18 protein-coding genes are annotated in these 21,482 nt (G+C 68.4%); 9 read left to right on the top strand and 9 right to left on the bottom strand.

Going from position 1 to position 21,482, the window contains the following annotated elements; translation table 11 throughout:
- Positions 1–244 precede the first annotated feature (244 nt).
- Genes ABLE38_RS06935 through ABLE38_RS06925 form a run of 3 tightly spaced genes read right to left on the bottom strand, consistent with a single transcriptional unit; the run spans position 245 to position 3,515 of the window.
- Entirely contained in the window at positions 245–1,516 is a 1,272-nt protein-coding gene (locus ABLE38_RS06935) for a mechanosensitive ion channel domain-containing protein (protein ID WP_348973425.1), read from the bottom strand.
- Complete coding sequence (gene metC / locus ABLE38_RS06930) at positions 1,513–2,694, bottom strand: cystathionine beta-lyase (RefSeq protein ID WP_348973424.1); 1,182 nt, start codon at positions 2,692–2,694, stop codon at positions 1,513–1,515. Before metC ends, ABLE38_RS06935 begins: the two co-directional genes overlap by 4 nt.
- A complete protein-coding gene (locus ABLE38_RS06925) occupies positions 2,691–3,515 on the bottom strand; it encodes a sulfurtransferase (RefSeq protein ID WP_348973423.1) in 825 nt (274 codons plus the stop codon). Before ABLE38_RS06925 ends, metC begins: the two co-directional genes overlap by 4 nt.
- A 97-nt stretch (positions 3,516–3,612) precedes the next feature.
- On the opposite strand from ABLE38_RS06925, the gene queF reads away from it, so the two are divergent.
- From queF to ABLE38_RS06910, 3 genes are all read left to right on the top strand, one after another.
- Positions 3,613–4,059, top strand: a complete 447-nt coding sequence (gene queF, locus ABLE38_RS06920; RefSeq protein ID WP_348973422.1) for a preQ(1) synthase — start codon at positions 3,613–3,615, stop codon at positions 4,057–4,059.
- Positions 4,060–4,206: 147 nt separating this feature from the next.
- Positions 4,207–6,468: a glycosyltransferase gene (locus ABLE38_RS06915; protein WP_348973421.1), complete on the top strand. Its 2,262-nt coding sequence runs from the start codon at positions 4,207–4,209 to the stop codon at positions 6,466–6,468.
- A gap of 39 nt (positions 6,469–6,507) precedes the next feature.
- Positions 6,508–7,794 (top strand): glycoside hydrolase family 130 protein, encoded by a 1,287-nt coding sequence (locus tag ABLE38_RS06910; protein ID WP_348973420.1) that lies wholly within the window; start codon positions 6,508–6,510, stop codon positions 7,792–7,794.
- A gap of 27 nt (positions 7,795–7,821) precedes the next feature.
- Here the strand turns inward: ABLE38_RS06910 and ABLE38_RS06905 are convergent, their stop codons facing one another.
- Complete coding sequence (locus ABLE38_RS06905) at positions 7,822–9,861, bottom strand: oligopeptide transporter, OPT family (RefSeq protein WP_348973419.1); 2,040 nt, start codon at positions 9,859–9,861, stop codon at positions 7,822–7,824.
- 203 nt (positions 9,862–10,064) lie between these two features.
- Between ABLE38_RS06905 and ABLE38_RS06900 the strand changes: the two genes are divergently transcribed.
- The 4 genes from ABLE38_RS06900 (at position 10,065) to ABLE38_RS06885 (ending at position 12,866) form a co-directional block, all read left to right on the top strand.
- Positions 10,065–10,397, top strand: a complete 333-nt coding sequence (locus ABLE38_RS06900) for a metalloregulator ArsR/SmtB family transcription factor (protein WP_348973418.1) — start codon at positions 10,065–10,067, stop codon at positions 10,395–10,397.
- The gene (locus ABLE38_RS06895; protein WP_348973417.1) at positions 10,394–10,822 is read left to right on the top strand and encodes an SRPBCC domain-containing protein; all 429 of its coding nucleotides are present in this window, start codon (positions 10,394–10,396) and stop codon (positions 10,820–10,822) included. Before ABLE38_RS06900 ends, ABLE38_RS06895 begins: the two co-directional genes overlap by 4 nt.
- Before the next feature lie 48 nt (positions 10,823–10,870).
- The gene (locus ABLE38_RS06890) at positions 10,871–11,734 is read left to right on the top strand and encodes an MBL fold metallo-hydrolase (protein WP_348973416.1); all 864 of its coding nucleotides are present in this window, start codon (positions 10,871–10,873) and stop codon (positions 11,732–11,734) included.
- A gap of 67 nt (positions 11,735–11,801) precedes the next feature.
- A complete protein-coding gene (locus ABLE38_RS06885) occupies positions 11,802–12,866 on the top strand; it encodes an AI-2E family transporter (RefSeq protein ID WP_348973415.1) in 1,065 nt (354 codons plus the stop codon).
- 133 nt (positions 12,867–12,999) lie between these two features.
- On the opposite strand, the gene ABLE38_RS06880 is transcribed toward ABLE38_RS06885, so the two are convergent.
- The 4 genes from ABLE38_RS06880 to ABLE38_RS06865 all read right to left on the bottom strand — a co-directional run bounded on the left by ABLE38_RS06880 (position 13,000) and on the right by ABLE38_RS06865 (position 18,307).
- Positions 13,000–14,667, bottom strand: a complete 1,668-nt coding sequence (locus tag ABLE38_RS06880) for a helicase HerA-like domain-containing protein (protein ID WP_348973414.1) — start codon at positions 14,665–14,667, stop codon at positions 13,000–13,002.
- 70 nt (positions 14,668–14,737) lie between these two features.
- Positions 14,738–16,237: a Do family serine endopeptidase gene (locus ABLE38_RS06875; protein WP_348973413.1), complete on the bottom strand. Its 1,500-nt coding sequence runs from the start codon at positions 16,235–16,237 to the stop codon at positions 14,738–14,740.
- A gap of 94 nt (positions 16,238–16,331) precedes the next feature.
- A complete protein-coding gene (locus ABLE38_RS06870) occupies positions 16,332–17,186 on the bottom strand; it encodes a protease modulator HflC (protein WP_348973412.1) in 855 nt (284 codons plus the stop codon).
- Complete coding sequence (locus tag ABLE38_RS06865; protein WP_348973411.1) at positions 17,183–18,307, bottom strand: protease modulator HflK; 1,125 nt, start codon at positions 18,305–18,307, stop codon at positions 17,183–17,185. Before ABLE38_RS06865 ends, ABLE38_RS06870 begins: the two co-directional genes overlap by 4 nt.
- A 70-nt stretch (positions 18,308–18,377) precedes the next feature.
- Between ABLE38_RS06865 and ABLE38_RS06860 the strand changes: the two genes are divergently transcribed.
- Both ABLE38_RS06860 and ABLE38_RS06855 read left to right on the top strand, forming a co-directional pair.
- Entirely contained in the window at positions 18,378–19,334 is a 957-nt protein-coding gene (locus ABLE38_RS06860; protein WP_348973410.1) for an Mrp/NBP35 family ATP-binding protein, read from the top strand.
- A gap of 4 nt (positions 19,335–19,338) precedes the next feature.
- Positions 19,339–19,767, top strand: a complete 429-nt coding sequence (locus ABLE38_RS06855; protein ID WP_348973409.1) for a CoA-binding protein — start codon at positions 19,339–19,341, stop codon at positions 19,765–19,767.
- On the opposite strand, the gene ABLE38_RS06850 is transcribed toward ABLE38_RS06855, so the two are convergent.
- A complete protein-coding gene (locus tag ABLE38_RS06850; RefSeq protein ID WP_348973408.1) occupies positions 19,752–21,341 on the bottom strand; it encodes a winged helix-turn-helix domain-containing protein in 1,590 nt (529 codons plus the stop codon). The two genes, ABLE38_RS06855 and ABLE38_RS06850, sit on opposite strands and share 16 nt — an antisense overlap.
- Positions 21,342–21,482: the final 141 nt, after the last annotated feature.

The raw sequence follows: 21,482 nt of genomic DNA, 5'->3' as shown, positions 1-21,482 counted from the left end.
GGCAATGGCCAAGGGGAGCGGATGCGCTTGCAATGTAGGATTTCGCCTGCTTGGCTCGTGTCGCCGGAGTGCTGCGCGCCGGCCGCTCTTTGATTTGTTGGAACGATAGGATCCCGCGCGCGCAAGGATGTTGCGAGATGCGCGGCGTTTGCCCGAAGTGAGTCAACCCAAGCGCGGCCAAAACGTGCTGCGGGCGCGCACTGGGGCCATTTTGCCGAGTCGCGGAAAATTTCGCTGTAGGAAGCTAGTCGTGCTTCGCGTCGCTCGACGTGATCCGGATGTCGCGGCGCGGCACCGGCAGCTTGATCCCGTTCTCCTGGAACATCACCCACAGCCGGTTGAGCACGTCGCTCTTCACATTGCCGACGCCGCTTTCGGGATCGCTGATCCAGGTGAGGATCTCATGCTCGACGCCGCTCTCCCCGAACGCGGTGAGCCGCACATTGGTCGGCGGGTTGTTGAGCGCGCGCGGGCTTTCCTTGGCGGCGCGCAGCATCAGCGCCTGGGCGAGCTTCAGGTCGCAATCATAGGCGACGGTCACCGGGATGCGGACGCGGACGTTGCGATCGGTGTACGACCAGTTCTCCACTTCCTGGGTCATCAGATTCTCGTTCGGAATCAGATGCTCCTTGCCGTCGCGGGTGACGACGCTGACCGCGCGCACGCCGATCTTGTTCACCCAGCCGAAGCTCTCGCCGACCACGATCACGTCGCCCGGCTTGATCGAGCGGTCCATCAGCAGGATGATCCCGGCGATCAGATTGCCGATCGTCTTCTGCAGGCCGAAGCCGATCGCCAGGCCGAACGCGCCCGAGAAGACGGTGAAGGTGGTCAGGTCGATCTTGAGCAGGTCGATACCGACGAAGAAGGCGACGATCACCGCGGCGATGCTGGTCAGCTTCTGGACGAGCAGCTTCTGCGCCGGATCGAAGCCGCGCGCGCTGGCGATCCAGTGCGCGAGCAGCCGGTTGAACAGGCGCACCGCCGCGAACAGCAGCAGCACCGTCACGCCGATCGAGAGCAGCGAGAGCAGGGTGATATTGCGCTCGCCGATCTGGAAGCCAACCTTGTTGAGCGCGTCCTGCGCCGCGGCGAACTGGCCGATCGTCCGGCTGAGGATCGCTGCAAAGGCGAGCGTGGCGACGGTCCAGGCCAGCCAGCGCGGCAGGTTCAGCCCGCGCAGCACCGCGACCACCAGCATCGCCGCCGCCGATCCCGTGGCGAAGCCCAGCGCCAGCGCGGCGAGCACGTGCCAGGGATAGCCGGCCAGCGCCAGGCCGAGCAGCACTGCCGCCACGCCGTGGCGCACGATCTCGCAGACCCGCCCGGTGAAGATCTCGGCATGCTCGACATGGTGCGCCCAGAAGGCCGCAATCCGCCGGCCGAGCGTCCGCCCGGCGAACCAGCCCAGCGCCAGTGCCGCGACGGCGAGCGCGACAGCGATGCCCGCCTCGGTGAGCTCGGGTGGCGAGGGGAGGTTGTGCCCCGCCAGCCAGTCGCCGAAGCGCTGCATCATCCGCGTGCCGCCCGGAACGCGGCAAGGCCCTGTTCGAGGTCGGCGATCAGGTCGTCCGGATCCTCGAGCCCGATCTGCAGGCGCACCGCGGGGCCTTCCGCGGTCCACTGCGTCGCGGTGCGGTGGCGCTGCGGGTCGACCGGGATCGCCAGGCTCTCATAGCCGCCCCAGCTATAGCCGATGCCGAAATGCTCGAGCGCGTCGATCAGCGCGGCGCGCGCCGCCTCGTCGCCGCCGTCCAGCACGAAGGAGAACAGCCCGGCCGCGCCCTTGAAGTCGCGGTGGAAGATCTCGTGCCCCGGGCAATCGGGCAATGCCGGGTGGAGCACCCGCGCCACTTCGGGGCGGGCCTTGAGCCACTCGGCGATCTTGAGCGCGGCGCGGCCATGCTGGTCGAGCCGGATCGCCATGGTGCGCAGGCCGCGCGCGCCCAGCCAGGCGTCGTCCGGGCTCGCCGTCTGGCCGAGCTGGTAGGTCGCGCTGCGCAGCGCCTGGTACTTGCCCTGTGCCGCGGTGACCGAGCCCAGCATCACATCGGAATGGCCGACGACATATTTGGTTGCCGCCAGGATCGTATAGTCGATGCCGAACTCGATCGCCGGGAAGAGCAGGGGCGTCGCCCAGGTGTTGTCGAGCACCGTCTCGATGCCGCGATCCTTCGCCACTGCGACGATCGCCGGCACATCCTGCACCTCGAAGGTCAGGCTGCCCGGGCTTTCGAGGAAGATCACCTTGGTATTGGGCTTGCAGAGCGCCGCAATGCCTTCGCCGATCAGCGGGTCGTAATAGCTCGTCTCGACGCCCAGCCGCTTGAGCATGCCGTTGGCGAAGTTGCGCGTCGGGTCATAGCTGCTGTCGGGCAGCAGCAGATGGTCGCCCGGCGAGAGCAGCGCCAGCAGCGTGGTGACGATCGCCGCGACGCCCGAGGGATAGAGCAGGGTCGCCTCGGCGCCGGGCTCGAGCTCGGTCAGCGCATCGGCGAGCGACCACTGCGTCGGCGTGCCGCGGCGGCCGTAGAACAGCTTGTGGTGCGTGTCCGCCGCGCCGTTCGCCCGCAGATGCGCGACATCGTCATAGAGGATCGTCGAGGCGCGCCACACCGGCGGGTTGACGATGCCCTGCGTCCATTCCTTGCGGCGGCCGGCGGTGACGACCTTGGTCTTGTCGCGCTTGCTCATGCCGGGCCCAATGCCTTGGCGGTCTCGGGCCGCGAGCCCCATTCGGTCCAGCTTCCGTCGTAGAGCGCGGCCTCGTTGTCGAGCAGGTGCGCGCCGAACGCCAGGATCGCCGCGGTGATGCCCGATCCGCAGGTGGTGACCAGCGGCTGGGCAAGGTCGATCCTGCTCTCCTCGAACACGCTGCGGATATGGTCGGGATGCTTCCAGGTGCCATCCGGGTTGAAGAAGCGCGGATAGGGCACGCTGCGCGAGCCGGGGATATGGCCGGCGGCGACTTCGGCGCGCGGATCGGGCTCCTCGCCGGTGAAGCGCGCGGCCGAGCGGGCGTCGGCGATCTGGCCGGTCTCGCCCTTCATCTGCTCGAGCGTACGGACCTGCGCCTTGGGTGTGCGCGGTTCGAAGCTGCCGGGCTGGGCGTGGTGCGGGCCGGTGGCGCAGGCCCGGCCCTCTGCCTTCCACTTGGCCATGCCGCCATCGAGCAGCGCCACGTCGACGCCCGCCAGCCGCAGCACCCACCAGGCGCGGCAGGCCGTGTGGTGCGGGCTGTTGTCGTAGAGGACGATCTGCGTCTCGGTGTCCGCGCCCAGCGCGCGCAGCCGCTCGGCGATCATCGCGACGGTCGGCACGGTCGACGGCAGCGGGCTGGTGTCGTCGACCAGCGTATCGAGGTCGAGGAAGCGCGCGCCGTGGATATGCTCTGCCTCGAATTCGGCGCGCGGGTTGCGCGGCGGCGATCCGGGGATCGTCGAGGTGTAGGTTGCGTCCAGCACCAGCACGTTCGGCGCGCCGGCCAGCCAATCGGTCGTTACGAGGCTATCCATGGTTCGCGTCCTAGAAGGATGCAAACCGGCACGCAAACGCCTTGGGCCGCTCCGTCCAACCGTTGCCGATGCCGGGTGCGGCTCCTAAATGGCGGGCATGGACGCCAAACACCTCGGAAAAGCCTCGACCCTTCCCGCTACCCCGGAAGAGGCCGAGCTCGACTATGTGCCCAATCCCCGCAAGGGCACGCGCTACCTCATCCGCTTCGCCGCACCCGAGTTCACCTCGCTCTGCCCGATCACCGGCCAGCCGGATTTCGCGCATCTGGTGATCGACTATGTGCCGGGCGACACGATCGTCGAGTCCAAGTCGCTGAAGCTGTTCCTGGGCAGCTTTCGCAACCACGGCGCCTTCCACGAGGACTGCACGGTAGGCATCGGCCAGCGGCTGTTCGACGAGATGCAGCCCGAATGGCTCCGGATCGGTGGCTATTGGTATCCGCGCGGCGGCATCCCGATCGACGTCTTCTGGCAGTCTGGTGCGCCGCCGGAAGGTGTCTGGGTACCCGATCAGGGCGTTGCCGGCTATCGCGGCCGCGGCTGAACGCCAGATTTACAACGGCTCGTCCGAGTCGTATCATGCTGTGTTGCAGCATGATGAAACCTTATTGAAATCAGGGAGTTTGGAGAGGCGAACGGAATAACCCTACGCAAAATAGTTTTTGCGGCAGCGAAAGGAAAGATCGGCGCAATGAAAGCCCCGAACGTCCACCACATAGCGCTGATCGGTAACTTCCTGCCGCGCAAGTGCGGCCTCGCCACCTACACGACCGACACCTATACCGCGCTCAAGCAGCGCTTCCCGGATCTCAAGGTCGACGTCTATGCGATGGACGACCATCCCGGTCGCTATGATTATCCCGAGGCAGTCACGCGCGCGATCCCCGAGCAGGACCGCGCCGCCTATCTCGACACCGCGCGCCAGATCGAGGCATCGGGTGCCCAGGCGCTGTGGATCCAGCACGAGTACGGCATTTATGGCGGCCCCGCCGGCGAATATCTGATCGCGCTGCTCGACCGGATCACGATCCCGGTCACCGCGACGCTGCACACCGTGCTCGAGAACCCCAATGCCGATCAGCGCCGGGTGATGGAGGCGCTGCTGCGCCGTGCGTCGCGGGTGATCGTGATGGCCGAGAAGGGCCGCGAGATCCTGAAGCGCGTCCATGGTGCCGACGACAAGAAGATCGTCATGATCCCGCACGGCGTGCCCGACCGGCCCTTCGCCGATCCCGCGGACTTCAAGGCGCGCTTCGGCTGGCAGGGCCGCGAAGTGATCCTCACCTTCGGCCTGCTCGCGCCGAGCAAGGGCATCGAGACGGTGATCGAAGCGATGCCGGCGATCGCCGCGGCGCGGCCCGATGCACTCTATGTGATCTTGGGCGCGACTCACCCCAATCTCGTCGCGCATGAGGGCGAAGCCTATCGCGACCGGCTGAAGGCGCAGACCGCTGCGCTCGGCGTGGCCGAGCATGTCGCGTTCGTCGATGGATTCGTCGAGCAGGATGAACTGCTCGACTATCTCCAGGCGGCGGACGTCTATGCGACGCCCTATCCCAATCCTGCGCAGATCACCTCCGGCACGCTTTCCTATGCTGTGGCCGTGGGCAAGCCGGTGGTCTCGACCCCCTATGTCCACGCGACCGAGATCCTCGCCGAGGATCACGGCGTGCTGGTGCCGTTCAACGACAGCGGCGCCTTTGCCCGCGAGATCTCGCGGCTGCTCGCCGACAAGGATGCGCGCACCGCGCTCGCGAAGCGTGCCTATGCCCGTGGCCGCACGATGCTGTGGCCGCGCCTTGCCGAAACCGCGATGAGCCAGCTGGCCGGCATCATTGCCGCCAAGCCGCGCCGCTTCGCCCGTCCGGCGAAGGAGCTGTCGGCGCTCAAGCCCAACATCGCCGCGGTTGAGCGGATGAGCGATGCGACCGGGATGCTGCAGCACTCGATCTTCTCGGTGCCCGATCGGCGCCACGGCTATTGCATCGACGACAATGCCCGGGCGCTGATCCTGATGTCGAAGATCGAGGAGATCGACGAAATGCTGCGGGACAAGTGGACGAGCATCTACGCCGCCTTCGTCCAATATGCTTGGAATCCCGATGTCCGGCGCTTCCGCAACTTCATGAATTTCGACCGGACCTGGTGCGAGGATGTCGGCTCGGAAGATTCGAACGGCCGCGCTCTCTGGGCGCTGGGCGTCACTGCGCGCGACGCCAAGGCGCTCAAGCACCGCGACTGGGCCTCGGCGCTGTTCGACTCCACTGCTTCGATCGCGCTCGAGCTCGGATCGCCGCGTGCCCGCGCCTTTGCGATGCTGGGCGCGGCGGCGATGCTCGATGCACATCCCGGCCATCCGCTCAGCGTCGAGATCCTCTCGCGCTTCGGCGCCGAGCTGATCGAGCTGCTCGACAGCAATCGCCGGCCCGAATGGAGCTGGTTCGAGATCGTGCTGGCCTATGACAATGCCCGGTTGCCCGAGGCGCTGCTGCGGGCCGGCACTGCGCTGGGGCGGAGCGAGTTCACCAGCGTCGGGCTCGAGACGCTCGAATGGATCGTCGCGCAGCAGACCTCGCCCGAGGGGCGGTTCCGCGCCGTCGGTTCGGAGAGCTTCGGCCGCGAATTTGCGCCGCCGCTCCAGTTCGACCAGCAGCCGCTCGAGGCGCAGGCGACGGTGGAAGCCTGTGTCGCGGCTTGGGAAGCGACCGGCGACGAGCGCTGGAACGAGGAAGCGCTGCGCGCCTATCGCTGGTACCTTGGCGTGAACGATCTCGATCTGCCGCTCGCAAGCCCGCAGGATGGCGGCTGTTTCGACGGGCTGATGCCCCATGGGCTCAACCGCAACCAGGGCGCGGAGTCGATTTTGGCGCTCCAGCTCGCCAATTGCGCGATTTCGGCTCTTTCAAAAGCAACCGGAAACGTGGCAACACCCATTCGAGCCGCAGTGGCGTAACGACTTTCGCCCGGCGCGGGGACAATGGCTGGGAGCCGAATGCTCGAACTTTTCAATCATGAGTTGCGGCTGCGCGCGGATCCTTCGCGCGTCGTGGTGCGGCCTTTCCATATCGCCTGGGCATCGAACGGGTCGGGACCGAGCCGCAGCGAGCGGCTGGTGACCGAAGTGCTCGCCATGTCGCCGGGCGAGGCGCGCCAGCAGCTGGAGATCGTCCTCAAGGACTTCGAGGCGCGCCACTGGCAGACCCGCCGCGTTTTCATGACGCGCTATGACGAGATCGAGGGCATGCTCGGGCTCGACGGCAGCGAGATCGGCGACGAGAAGCGCCAGCTGATCGGCGCCTATTTCTGCCATGAGTACAGCTATGCCGCCGCCGCGCTGATGAACCCCAGCGCCGTGCCGCACTACGACCAGACCGGCATGCCGCCCGGATCGCTCCGCATCCTGATGAGCCTGCGCGCCGTCGGCGAGGGGCACATCTCCTCGGTCGCCTTCCGCGAAGGCATCATCACCGAGCACAACGAGCTGACGCTCGCCCCCGAGCCGCCCTTCGCCACCGCCGCGGATGCCCGCGAGGAAGACGAGGAGCATGTGCCCGAGGGTCCTGTGACCGTCTATCGCCACCGCGACTCCACGCTGTCCGGCACCGTCATCTTCCCGATCACCAAGGCCCAGTCCAACGGCCTCGAGGATCTGCGCATCACCCATTTCCGCCACGAGGACGGGCAGGAAGAGTGGATCGGCACCTACACCGCCTATAACGGCTCGCAGATCCAGTCCGAGCTGCTGCGCACCCGCGACTGGCGCAGCTTCGACCTGGTGCCGATGTCGGGCGGCGCGAGCCGTAACAAGGGCATGGCACTGTTCCCGCGCACCGTGAACGGCAAGTACATGATGCTCGGCCGGCAGGACGGCGAGAACATCTTCCTCCACAGCTCCGACGACATCACCCGCTGGGAAGGCGGCGAGCTGCTGATCAAGCCGAAATTCCCCTGGGAGCTCGTCCAGATGGGCAATTGCGGCCCGCCGATCGAGCTCGACGAGGGCTGGCTGATGCTCACCCACGGCGTCGGCGCGATGCGCAAATATTCGATCGGCGCCGCGCTGCTCGACAAGAACGATCCCTCCAAGGTCCTCGCCCGCTCGGCCGAGCCGCTGCTCGCCGCCGCCGACCAGGACCGCGAGGGATATGTTCCCAACGTCGTCTACACCTGCGGCGCCATCAAGCATGGCGACAAGCTGTTCATCCCGTACGGCGTGGCGGACAGCTCGGTCGCATTCGGTTTCGTGCCGATCGGCTCGCTGCTCGCCCAGATGCGCTGAGGCGGGGTCTCCCCCGCCTCGACGGCCTCACCGATAGTTCGCCTCGCCCTCGGCCGGCGTCTCCGGACCCGCGCTCGCAGGCGTGGCGCGGACCAGCTTGCGCGTCATCGCGTAGGAGACAGCGATCAGCCCGAAGAACAGCAGCGGCGCGACCCACATCGCGATGCTCTCGAAACTGTCGGGCATGATCGCTAGCGGCGCATCGTTGGGCGGGATCGGCGAATTGCGGTTGGCCCAGGCGAGGATGCCGGCAAAGGCGACGCCGAACAGCGATTCGCCGACGATCAGCCCGGTCGCGGCCAGCACGCCCATCCGCTCGGCGAACTCGGGATTGGCCTGCTTCTTCGCCCAGCGATCGTAGAAATGCCCGATCACCGCGCCGACCGGGATCAGCAAGGTGAGCCCCATCGGCAGATAGATGCCCATGCCGACGGCGAGCGGCGGCAGCCGCATCTTGCCCGCCCTGCCGAGAAGCTCGTCGATCAGGATCACGCAGGCGCCGATCAGCGCGCCCAATCCGATCAGCCCCCAGTCGATATCGCCGCCGAGCACGCCCTTGGCGATCGACGAGATCAGCGCCGCCTGCGGCGCCGACAGCGCGTTGGGGCCGGCGCCGGGCATGCCGACGAAGCCGAGCGTGTTCTTGAGCAGATCGAGCACCAGCGGGATGGCGAGGCTGCCGAACACCACGCCCAGCACCAGCGCGAGCTGCTGCTTCCACGGCGTCGCGCCGACCAGCTGGCCGGTCTTGAGGTCCTGGAGATTGTCGTTCGAGATCGTCGCGATCGAGAAGATGATCGCGGTGGTGAACAGCGCATAGGCGATCAGCGCGTTGGTGCGCCCCGCATCGGCCTCATGCCCGAACACCGCGACGAGCAGCAGCGAGGCGCCGAGTACGGCGAGGATGCCGACGCCCGAGACCGGCGAGTTCGACGCGCCGATCAGCCCGGCCATATAGCCGCAGATCGCCGCGATCATCACGCCGACGACCAGGACATAGGCGAGCGAGCCGCCGATCACGGCGATCGGGTGATCGTGGACCGGGCCGCCGGCCGAGAAGGTCCACAGCAGCCAGGCGATCGGCACCAGCGTGGCGAGGGTGATCAGCCCGACCACGCCGATCGGCATGTCGCGTTCGGTGATATCGAGCGCCTGGCCGCCCTGGCGCGCGCGCGAGGCGGCGAGGGCGGAGCGCAGGCCGGCGAGGATCGGGCCGATGATCTTGAGCAGCGACCAGATCGCCGCGACGCCGATCGTGCCGGCGCCGATGAAGCGCACCTGGCCGCGGAAGGTGCCGCCGACCAGCGCATCGACGCCGGCGCTGATATCCCCGCCATGCGCGAACCAGGGCACCAGCACCGTCCAGGAGATCAGCATGCCGAAGAACATCGCGGCGCCGACAGAGATGCCGACGAGATGGCCGACGCCGATCAGCAGCATCGACCAGCTGGTCGACCAGCCGGTGGCGGTGCCGCCGATCGCGTAGTTCTTGCCGGCTTCCTCGGCGACCAGCTTCATCTTGGCGAGCAGCGCGAACAGGCCGGAGAAGACCGTGCCGATCATCAGCGTGCGCAGCCCCGCGGCATTCTCCTTGTCGCCGGCGCCCGAGCCCGAACCGACCTTGAGCACTTCGGCGGCGGCGACGCCTTCCGGGTAGGGCAGGTCCGTGCCGGTAACCAATGCGCGGCGCAGCGGCACCGAGAACATCACGCCGAGCACGCCGCCGGTGATGCATACCGCGACGGTGGTCCAATAGGGGAAGCCCGACCACCAGCCGACCATGATCAGGCCGGGCAGCACGAAGACGATGGCGGCGAGCGTGCCTGCGGCGGACGCGATCGTCTGGACGATGTTGTTCTCGAGGATCGTGCCGCTCTTGAAAGCCTTGAGGATCGCCATCGAGACGACCGCGGCGGGGATCGAGGTGGCGAAGGTGAGGCCGACCTTGAGCCCGGCATAGACGTTGGCCGCGGTGAACAGGATCGTGATCAGCGCGCCGAGGATGATGCCGCGCAGGGTCAGCTCGGCCATCGGGCGGGTCGATTCGCCAGTCTTGTCAGGGGTCATCGGCTCAGTTCCCCGCGCGGAAAGTCACAAAGGCCGCGACATTCACGCGCGTGCGTGCGCCCGCGCGCGAGGAGCCCGGCAGGGCGGCGAGCTTGGTAAGGAATGGGTTGGTCATCGCTTGAGCCTGACATCGCGGCGCCGTGTAGGACAGCGTTTTTTGCATGCCGGTTGCTTTGAATAACCATTGGGTTATGAATAAGCCCATGCAGCCTGCCGCCCTCGCCACCGCCGATTCGCTGTTCCGCGCGCTGGGCGACCCGACGCGCCGCGCGCTGTTCGAGCGGCTGGCGCGCGGCGAGCTGACCGTGCGCGCGCTGACCGACGGGGCGGGGATCTCGCAGCCGGCAGTCTCGAAGCATCTCGCGGTGCTGCGCGGCGCGGGGCTGGTGCTCGACCGGCCGCAGGGCCGCGAGACGCATTACCGCGCCAACCCCAAGGGGCTGGCGCCGCTGCTCGACTGGATGCGGCTGCACGAGAATTTATGGGCCGGTAGCTTCGACCGGCTTGAGGACCTGCTGAAGAGGATGGACCAATGACCGAGACGCGCACGCTGGTGATGGAGCGCGACTTTCCGCACGCGCCGGACAAGCTGTGGCGCGCGCTCACCCAGCCGCACCTGATCGCCGAATGGCTGATGCCCAACGACTTCGCCCTGGCGCATGGGCACCGCTTCACGCTGCAGAGCCAGGCCTATCCCGGCTGGAGCGGGCGGATCGACTGCGAGGTGCAGGAGATCGAGCCGGGCCGCCAGCTTTCCTACAGCTGGAACACCGGCGGCGGCGAGGAGGCGATGCCGCGCTTCGAATCGGTGGTGACGCTGACGATCGAGCCGGTGGGCAGCGGCACGCGGCTGCGGATGGAGCAGACCGGCTTCACCAACGACAATAATTACAACGGCGCGAATTATGGCTGGGCGAAGTTTCTCGCCAAGCTGGAGGACGTCGCCGCGGGGCTCGACTGAACGCAAGGTCGCGCTATCGTCTCTGCAGGATGATGCAGGGAGAGGCGCATGGCATATTTGCTGATCGCAGGGTTGTTGCTGGCGGGCGCGGCATCCGATCCGGATGGGCCGCCGCTGCGCCAGGTCGCGCCGGGGGCCTGGGTGCTCGAGGGGCATAGCGGCAACGTGCTGATCGTCCCGGGCGACAGGGGCACGCTGATCGTCGATGCCGAGCGGCCGGGCGACGCGCCGGAGATCGTCGCGGCGGTGGCGAAGCTCGGCAAGGCGCCGGTCACCACCGTGATCGACACGCATTGGCACATGGATCATGCCGGCGGGAACGAGGCGCTGGCGAAGCAGGGCGCGACGGTGATCGCGCAGCGCAAGGTCCGCGTGCGGCGCAGCGTTTCGCAATACATGCCCGCCTACAAGGTCACCGTGCCGGCCGGCAGCGCGGCGGCGCTTCCGACGATCGTGTATGACGAGCGCTATCAGGTGAAGCTGGGCGGCGAGACCGTGTCGCTGCGCCACGCGCCCGCCGCGCATACCGACGGCGACACGATCGTCTGGTTGAAGCGCGCCGATGTCGTCCACATGGGCGACGTCTATTTCGCCGGGATCTGGCCGTTCATCGACCGCGCCTCGGGCGGCAGCATCGACGGGATGATCGCGGCAGTCGGCACGGTGCTGGACAGGGCCGACCGCAAGACCGTGGTGGTGCCGGCGCATGGCCCGATCGGCGACAAGGCAGCGCTGGCGAAGTATCGCGCGATGCTCGCCGCCGTGCGCGCCGCCGTGGCGAAGGGCATCGCCGCCGGGCAAGGCGCCGACCAGATTGTCGCCAGCAAGCCGGCCGCGGCCTGGCGCGAAGGGATGGAAGGCGATGAGGACCGCTTCGTCGCGGCGGTGTATGACAGCCTGAAGCCGGGTTGAGCGCTAGTTCGCGGGGACGACGGCTGGAAGAAGTTGAGCGATGCGCGCGCGCTGCTACGCTCCGGCGATGGATACCAAAACCGAAACCGCGCAGCGCGCCGCCCGTCTCGCGCTGGTCGCGGCACTTCTGCTCATCGGCCTGTGGATCGCGCACGGCTTCGTGCCGGCGCTGCTCTGGGCCGTGGTGCTGACGATCGCCGTCGATCCGCTGCACCTCAGGTTGCGCGTGTGGCTGAACGGGCCGCACCGGATCGTCATCCCGCTGATCATCACTGCGCTGGCGGCGCTGATCGTGCTGGTGCCGCTCGCCTTCGGCATCACCCAGGCGGTGCGCGAGGCGCATGACATTGCGAGCTGGATCACGCTCGCCCAGGCACAGGGCGTGCCGGTGCCCGACTGGGTGGAGCGACTGCCGATGGGCGCCGACGCAGTGCGCGGCTGGTGGCAGACGCATCTCGCCCGGCCCGAGGATGCCGCGGAACAATTGCGCCTGCTGAGCGGCAGCGCCTGGCTGACCCATTCGCGCACGATCGGCGCCAATGTCGCGCACCGGGCGGTGGTGTTCGGCTTCACGCTGCTAACCCTGTTCTTCGTGCTGCGCGACCGCGATGCGCTGCTCGAGCAGGGGCGCCGCGCGGTGCTGCGGCTGTTCGGCCCGACCGGCGAGCGCGTCGGCACCCAGGCGATCCGCTCGGTGCGCGGCACGATCGACGGGCTGGTGCTGGTCGGGCTCGGCGTCGGCGCGCTGATGGCGCTGGTCTATCTGGTCGCGGGCGTGCCGCACCCGCTGCTGCTCGGCGGCGCGACGGCGATCGCGGCGATGATCCCGTTCGGCGCGCCGGTGGTGTTCGCGCTGGCCGCGCTGCTGCTGCTGCTTCAGGGATCGGTGGCCGGCGCGGTGGTGGTGGTGGCGATCGGCACCGCGATCATCTTCGTAGCCGACCATTTCATCCGCCCGGCGATGATCGGCGGGGCGACGCAGCTGCCGTTCCTCTGGGTGCTGATCGGCATATTGGGCGGGGTCGAGACGCTCGGCCTGCTCGGGCTGTTCATCGGGCCGGCGGTGATGGCGGTGCTGGTGATGCTGTGGCGCGAGTTCCTGGCGCCGGCGGTGGTGGCGGAGAGCGAATAGCCCTCTCCCTTTGAGAGGGTTGGGTGAGGGCGGACCTTCGACGAGCTCATCAGCTTAAGGCGTGCGCACCCTCATCCTTCCCACCGCCTTCGGCGGCGGGCCCCTTCCTTCTCCCAGCGGGAGAAGGAGCGCTTCACCGCCCCTTGAACAACCCGCCGAGCACGCCTCGGACGAGGCCGCCGACGATCCCGGCGCCCGCGCCGCGCGACGAGCCGAAGATCGCCTTCGACACTTCGTTCGCCACTGCGCGGCCCGCTGCCGAGGAGGCGGAGCGGGTGGCGGAGGTGATCGCGCGGTTCCACGGATTGTTCGCCGCCTCGCGCTCGGCCGCCTTCTGCGCCTGGGCATCGAGCCGGGCCTGGCGGTCGGCATCCTTCTGCTGGGCGAGGCGCTGGCGCTCGGCTTCCTTGGCGAGGCGGGCGTCTTCCTTGGCCTGGGCGGCGGCGGCCTTGTCGGCCTCGGTCCTGGCCTGCGCCTCGGCAGCGGCGGCGCTGGCTTCGGCCGACTTGGCGGCGAGCAGCTCCTCGGCCGATTCGCGGTCGACAAGCGTGTCGTACTTGGCGCCGATCGCATCGGTCTGGACCAGCACGCCGCGCTCGGCCGGGGTGACCGGGCCGACGCGGGTGGCCGGCGGGCGGATCAGCGTGCGCTGCACCGGGCTCGGCGACCCGTCGTCCTGGAGCAGCGAGACCAGCGCCTCGCCGACCTTCAATTCAGTGATCGCCTTCTCGACATCGACGTCCGGATTGGCGCGGAAGGTGGTCGCCGCGGCCTTCACCGCCTGCTGGTCGCGCGGGGTGAAGGCGCGCAGCGCGTGCTGGACGCGGTTGCCGAGCTGGCCGGCAATGCTGTCGGGCACGTCGATCGGGTTCTGCGTGATGAAATAGACGCCGACCCCCTTGGAGCGGATCAGGCGGACGACCTGCTCGATCTTGTCCAGAAGGGCCTTGGGGGCATCGTCGAACAGCAGATGCGCCTCGTCGAAGAAGAAGGCGAGCGTGGGCTTGTCGGGATCGCCGACCTCGGGAAGCGATTCGAACAGCGCGGAGAGCAGCCAGAGCAGGAAGGTGGCGTAGAGCTTGGGGCTCGCCATCAGCTTGTCGGCGGCGAGGATGTTGACCACGCCGCGGCCCTTGTCGTCGGTGCCGAGGAAGTCGGTCATCGACAGCGCCGGCTCGCCGAAGAAGCTGGCGCCGCCCTGGCTGCGCAGCTGGAGCAGCGCGCGCTGGATCGCGCCAACCGACTGCTTGGAGATGTTGCCATAGGTGGCGGTGAGCTCGTCCGCGCGCTCGGCGCAGTGGGCGAGCATCGATTGCAGGTCGTCGAGGTCGAGCAGCAGCAGCCCGTCCTTGTCCGCCACGGTGAAGGCGATGGTGAGCACGCCTTCCTGGACTTCGTTGAGGTCCATCAGCCGGGCGAGGAGCAGCGGGCCCATCTCCGAGATGGTCGTGCGGATCGGATGGCCCTGCGCGCCGAACAGGTCCCAGAACTGCACCGGGCTGTCGGCATAGGCCCAGCCGGTCATGCCGATCTCGGCGGCGCGGGCGGCGAAGATCTCGTGCGTCTTGGTGGTCGGCGATCCGGCCATGGCGAGGCCGCTGAGGTCGCCCTTCACGTCCGCGACGAAGCAGGGGACGCCGGCGTTCGACAGGCCCTCTATGATGCCCTGGATCGTCACCGTCTTGCCGGTGCCGGTCGCGCCGGCGATCAGCCCGTGCCGGTTGGCGCGCTTCAGGACCAGCGATTGCGGGTCGGCACCGCCGGCTCCCGCGCCAATGAAGATGCCCGTCTCTCCCACCATCCCGCGACTCCCTTGTTGAGCGCCCGGGATAGAGGAGAAACGGGCATCCGTCAGCCCGATGCGGGCGGTATCAGTTGCCGATCTGGACCGAGACGAACTGGCCGATCTGGCGGCGCTGGACCCAGAGCAGGACGTTCGACTTGCCCGCGGCCTTGGCGGCGGCGACCTGCTTGGCGACGTCGGCCGCGGTGGCGACCGGCACGCGGTTGACCGAGGTGATCACGTCGCCGCGCTGCACGCCCTTGCCGGCCGCATCGCTCGCCGGGCTCGCCTGGACGACGACCACGCCGGTGGTGCTCGGGTTCACGCCGACGCTCTGCGCGATCTGCGGGGTGAGCGGGGTGACCTGGATGCCGAGCGAGGCCGCGGCCATCGTATCGGTGTCGCCGTCGCCCGGGGTCGAGTTCTCGTCGTTCGGATCGAACTGGGCGAGCTGCTCCTCGGGCGGGCGGGTGCCGACGACGAGGTTGACCGTCATGCGCTTGCCGTCGCGATAGACATCGAGCGGGATGCGGGTGCCCGGCTTCACATTGGCGACGAGGTAGGACAGCGTCTGATCGGCGGTGACGTCCTTGCCGTCGACCGCGACGATCACGTCGCCCTGCTTCAGCCCGGCCTTCTCCGCCGGCTGGCCCGGCTCGACGCGCGCGACGATCGTGCCGCGGCCGCGCGGCACGCCCAGCCCGTCGGCGACGTCGTCGGTCAGGTTCTGCATGCCGATGCCGAGATAGCCGCGAGCGATCTTGCCGCCCTTCATCAGCGTGTCGATCACCGGCTTGGCTTCTTCCGCGGGGATCGCGAAGCCGATGCCGACATTGCCGCCGGTCGGCGACAGGATCTGCGAGTTGATGCCGATCACGTTGCCGCTAAGATCGAACATCGGGCCGCCCGAATTGCCGCGATTGATCGAGGCGTCGGTCTGGATAAAGCGGTCATAGGCGCCGCCCTGGCCGGTGACGCGGTGGACCGCCGAGATGATGCCGGCAGTGACCGAGCCGCCGAGGCCGAACGGATTGCCGATCGCGACGACCCAGTCGCCGACGCGCGACGCGCTCGAATCGCCGAAGCGCACGAAGGGCAGGTTGGCGCCCTCGATCTTGAGCACGGCAAGGTCCGACTGCGCGTCGTTGCCGATCAGCTTGGCCTTGAACTCGCGCTTGTCGGGCAGGGTGACGGTGATCGATTCGACCGTCGCGCCCTTCGCGCCCGCCGAGATGACGTGGTTGTTGGTCACGACATAGCCGTCGGCCGAGATGATGAAGCCCGAGCCGAGCGATTCGGCCTGGCGGGTCACCGGCTGGTTGCCGCCGCCGAACTGCTCGAACGGCGTGCCGGCGAACGGGTTGGCGTTCATCGTCACGCGCTGGGCGGTCGAGATGTTGACCACCGCCGGCTGCAGCTTGGCGACCATGTCGGCAAAGCTCATCGGCGCGCCGGCCTTGGGCGCGGCGGCGTTGATCGCCCCCGGCTCGTTCTGCGCGGTCTGTGCGCCGGCCGGCTGATGGATGGTCAGCGTAGCGGCGGCGCCGCTCAGCAGAAGGGCGGTAGTGAGAGCGTAGGCATAACGCACGTGAGTCGGTCCTCTCAGACGAAGGAAAAGCGTTCGGATGGGGTTCTTGCGCCGAAATGCTGAACGGCGATTGAATATGAACGGATCGAAAGGCTCATCGTTGCCCCATGAATTCCTTCAGATAGGAATTGTTGGGGGAGAGGATGATCGACGTGTCGCCCTTGGCGGGGTCGTTGTTGAGGAACGTCGTACGATACGAGCGCATCGCGCGCCAGAAATCGTAGAAATCCGCATCCTTGTTGAACGCCTGGGCATAGATCTGCGCGGCCTGCGCATCGGCATTGGCGCGGATGATCTGCGCGTCCTTGAGGCCCTGCGCCTCGATCGTCTTGGCTTCCTGGTAGCGCGCGGTCTTCATCCGCTCGAACGCGCTGTCGAGCGGCGAGCCCGAGGGCAGCTCGGTCTGCTTGATCCGCACGTCGACGATCGACACGCCATATTGCGCGGCAAGCTGCTGGAGCGCGCCCTGGATATTGTCCATCACCTGGCCGCGCTCGGGGCTAAGCAGGATCGCCGAGGGGCGCTTGCCGAGCTCGTTGCGCAGTGCCGAGCGGAACAGCGGCTGGAGCTGCTCGCGAACCCGCTCCTCGCTGCCGATGGTGACGACCATCTTGAGCGGATTGGTGACGCGGAAGCGCGCATAGGCGTCGATCTGCAGGCGGAGCTGGTCGGTCGAGAGCACCGGTTCGTTGGGCAGGTCGACCGAGAGCACGCGCTTGTCGACCCAGACCACCCGATCGATGAACGGGATGCGCAGGATCGGGCCGGCGCCGGTGCGGCCGAACTGCTCGCCGGGCTTGTAGGCGTTGATCGGTTCGCCGAGCGGCTGCTCGAGCCGCAGGATCACCGCCTGCTTCGTCTCGGGCACGATCACCACGGTGCTCATCAGCACGATGAGCACGAGGATGGCGGCGACGGCGATGCCGATGGGGCTGCGCAGCCAGGTCATTTCTGGTCTCCCGACTGGGCCTTGCCGGCATCGGGGCGAAGCCCGGGCAGCGGCAGATAGGGGGTGACGCCGGGCGTCTCGACGATCGTCTTGTTGGTCTTCGCCAGCACCTGCTCCATCGTCTCGTAATAGAGGCGGCGGCGCGTGACGGCGGGCGCCGCCTTGTACTGCTCGTAGATCTTGTCGAACTCGGCGGCCTCGCCCTGCGCGACGGCGATCACCTGCTGGGCATAGCCATTGGCGTTGTTGCGCGCGCCCTGGGCGCCCTGCTGCGCGGCCTGCACCGCCTTGAAGGCGTCGTCGACCTGCTCCGGCGCCGCGGCCTTGGTCAGCGCGACGCTCTGGATGCGCACGCCCGAATGATATTCGTCGAGGATCTTCTGCATCGCCGCCTGGACGTCGCTCGAGATGCGGCCCTGGCCCTCGCCGATCGCCTCGGTGAGTGTGGTGGTGGCGATCACCGCGCGCATCGCGCTCTCGGCGGTATCCTTCACCGTCTCCTTGGGATCCTTGATCTGGAAGGAGAAATCGGCGGCGTCGGTGATGTACCAGTTCACCGAATAAGCGAGGTCGACGATGTTCTGATCGCCGGTGAGCATCAGATTGGGGCCGCTCTCGGGGAATTTCTCGGTGTGGACCGAGCCGACATCGACGACGTCGACGATCTGGAACGGCGCCGGCAGGGTGAACTTGACGCCCGATTCGAGCGTGCCGGAATAGCGGCCGAGCGTGGTGACGACGCCGCGCTCGCGCGGGCCGATCGTGTGGAAGCTGGTGAATATCACCCAGACGAGGAGCAGGCCGATGACGACCAGGCCCCAGAGCTTGGCGCCGCCCGGCGGGATCGGCATGCCGCCGCCGCTCATCCGGCGGAACATGTCCTCGAACGGGCCGCCGCCACCGCCGCCGCCATTCCCACCGCCGCCGGAGCGGCCGCGCCGCCCCTCGGGCGGGAACGACCAGGGATTGCGCGGGCCGCCGCCCGAGCCGCCCTTGCCGTCGCCGGAGCCACCGCTCGAGCCGCCATTGTCGCCGCTGCTGCCGCCCGAGCCCCAGGGACTCTTCGGCGCCTCGTTATGCCAGTTACCGGCCTTGCTCAGCCAGCCAATCAGGTTTGCCATCCGGCCTTTATAAGGGCGCCTACGCGGATTTACAGTGGCGCGCGGCGATTGTGCGCCTATCTGGCACGCGATGATCGATAATGACGCCCTGAACGCCGCGCTTGCCCCCATCGCCGCCGGCCGCGCGACTGCCCGTATCGAAGGCGCGCGGGCCAGTGTCGTGCTCGACGTGACCGGCCTGGCCGAGGCGACCCGCGAGGCGCTGGAGGCCGATATCCGCGAGGCGCTGGCCGCGCTGCCTGGGGTGGACGAGGTCCGCGTGCTGATGACCAGCGAGCGCCGCACCCGCCGGCTGATCGCCGTGGCGAGCGGCAAGGGCGGGGTGGGCAAATCCACCGTCGCGGCCAATCTTGCGATCGCGCTCAGGAAATTGGGCCGCAAGGTCGGGCTGGTCGATGCCGATATCTACGGCCCGTCGCAGCCGCGGCTGCTCGGCGTGGAAGGGATTCGCCCCCAGGCGCGCGAGAAGACGCTGCTGCCGATCGACACGCGCTTCGGCGTGCCGATGCTGTCGATGGGCGGGCTGGTCGCCGAGGGCCAGGCGATCGCCTGGCGCGGGCCGATGGCGGGCGGCGCGCTCGGCCAGCTGGTCGACGCCGATTGGGGTGAGACCGAGCTGCTCGTGCTCGATTTGCCGCCGGGCACCGGCGATGTGCAGCTCACGATGATCCAGAAGCACAAGCCGGCGGGCGCGGTGATCGTCTCGACGCCGCAGGACCTGGCGCTGATCGACGCGACGCGGGCGATCGACCTGTTCAACAAGGCGGGCATTCCGGTGATCGGCCTGATCGAGAACATGTCGGGCTATGCCTGCCCGCATTGCGGCGAGGTCTCCGATCCGTTCGGCAGCGGCGGCGCCGAGGCGGCGGCGGGCAAGCTCGGCATCCCGTTCCTCGGCCGGGTGCCGCTCGAAATGGCGATCCGCCAGGCTTCGGACGCGGGCGAGCCGCCGGCAGCGGGGAACGGCCCGGCGGCCGAGTTGTTTGCCGGACTGGCAGGACAAGTGGACGACTGGCTGAAAGGATGAGGTGATGCCGCTGACGCGCGACGAGGACATCAAGGCGCTGCTCGAAAGCGTGCGCACCATCGCATTGGTCGGCGCGTCCGACCGGCCCGACCGGCCGAGCTACGGCGTGATGGCGTTCCTCCAGCGCCACGGCTACCGCGTCATCCCGGTCAATCCGCAGATCACCGGCGAGCATGTCCACGGCGAGTTCGTCTTCCGCGAGCTCAGCCAGATCGGCGATCCGATCGACCTGGTCGACATCTTCCGCCGGCCCCAGGCCGCGGGCGAGGCCGTGGACGAAGCGATCGCCGCGGGGGCCAAGGCGGTGTGGCTGCAGCTCGGCGTGATCAACGAGGAAGCCGCGGCGCGCGCCGAGGCGGCGGGGCTCAAGGTGGTGATGGACCGCTGCCCGGCGATCGAGATTCCGCGGCTGGGGCTTCAGCCGGTCGCCTGATAATCGGGCCTGACGCCCATTTCCCGCCAGTAGCGCGTGAGCCCCAGCACGTCGGCGAGCTTGAGGAAGCGCGGATCGGCGCGCATCGCGGCGGTGGGCGGCAGGAACAGCATGTGCGTCCGCCGGGCGTTTCGCCGTGTGTACGTACCCTGCTCGGCGGAGAAGCGCAGCTCGCCCGGATCGAAGCCGCGCGCGAAATAATAGGCGTCGGCAACCGCGAACGCCTCGTCGAGCCGGCCCAGCGCCGACAGGAACAGGATCCCGTTCTCGGCAAAGCCTGCGCCGCGCCGCGCGCCCTCGAAGCTTGCCGTTACCGCCGCCTGGATGTCGCCGTCCGTGCGGCTGAGCAGCGCGCGGGCGACGATCAGCACCTGCTCGAAATTCCACTCGGGAATGCCGGTCGGCCGCGTCTCGCGATTCTCGCCGAGCGCGATCGCCTCGCGGGCACGGCCGGTGTACATCAGCAGGTAGAAGCGCGTGAACCACACCGCGAAATGCGTCGGGAACAGCGCGACCGCGTCGTCCATCGCCTTGTCGGCCTCGTCTGGCCGGCCGGCGGCCCAGAGCGTCTGGACATGGGTGTAGGCCAGCCCGGGATTGGGCGGGATGCGCTTCCAGATCCCGTCGAGCAGATTGGCGGCCTCGGCGCAGCGGCCGACGCCTAGCATCACCCCGGCGAGTGAGCTGGTCAGCATGTCGTTATGGGGGTGGCTGGCAAGGCTCGCGCGCAACCCGCGCTCGGCGGCGGTCCAGTTGCCGAGCACCGGCTTGCCCAGCCCGTCGGCGGCGCGGGCATAGGCGTTGCCGGGATCGAGCGCGAGCGCGCGGCGCCGCGCCTCCGTCGCTCGCGCGCGCATGTCCGCCTCGAACTGCTGCGGCCGGCCGACCGCGGCGGCGGAATAGGAAAGTGCGAGCAGGCCCCAGCCATCGGCATAGTCCGGGCGTAGGCTCACCACGCGGCGCAGCAGCCCGATCGCCTGGTTGCCACCCTCGACCGTGCCCTGGGTCATCGCCATCTGGGCCTGGATCATCAGCGGCGCGACATCGGCGGGCGGCTTGTCGGTAAGCGCGGGGTCGGACGCCACGAAACGGCGCCAGGCAAACAGCCCGCCGCCGACCGTGACCGCCGCGAGCCCCGCGCCGGAGAGCATCGCGCGGCGATCGAGGCGGAGGCGGTGCACCTCGGCATGCGCCCTGGCGAGCGGACTGTCCGGCGCGGCGACAAGGGCGGCTTCGGCCTGGCCCTCGCGCAGCAGCCGATAGCCGACCTTGGTGATCGTCTCGATCCGGAAGCTGCCCTGGCCGATCCCCTCGGCGGCGCGGCGCAGGCGCGAGACGACGCGGTTGATCGCATCCTCGCCGACGACACGGCCTTCCCAGCAGCTGCGCGTCAGGTCGTCGCGGCTGACGATCGCGCCGTCCGCGCGGGCGAGCGCGACGAGCACCTGCATCACCCGCGGCTCGAGCACCTCCTCGCTGCCGTCGTCGCGGGCGAGCTGGCGCAGCGCCGGGCGCACCTCGAGCGCGCCCAGGCGGAATGCCGGCTGATGTGCAAGATCGATGCGTCCCTCCACCCGGTTCCCATCCCCGCAACCCGCGCGAAAATCCACCCTATCGGCGAATCATCGGCATTTCATCAGCTCTTCATCGGCTCCTCATCCTCTCGAACCGGCGGCGTCCGGCCGATGCTTCGGGGGTCAACCGGAAAGGAGACC

The sequence above is a fragment of the Sphingomonas sp. KR3-1 genome (assembly GCF_040049295.1).
In the GTDB taxonomy this organism is placed as follows: domain Bacteria; phylum Pseudomonadota; class Alphaproteobacteria; order Sphingomonadales; family Sphingomonadaceae; genus Sphingomonas.
The sequence above is the reverse complement of the archived record's forward strand: the minus strand, read 5'-3'. Positions and strand labels throughout refer to the sequence as shown.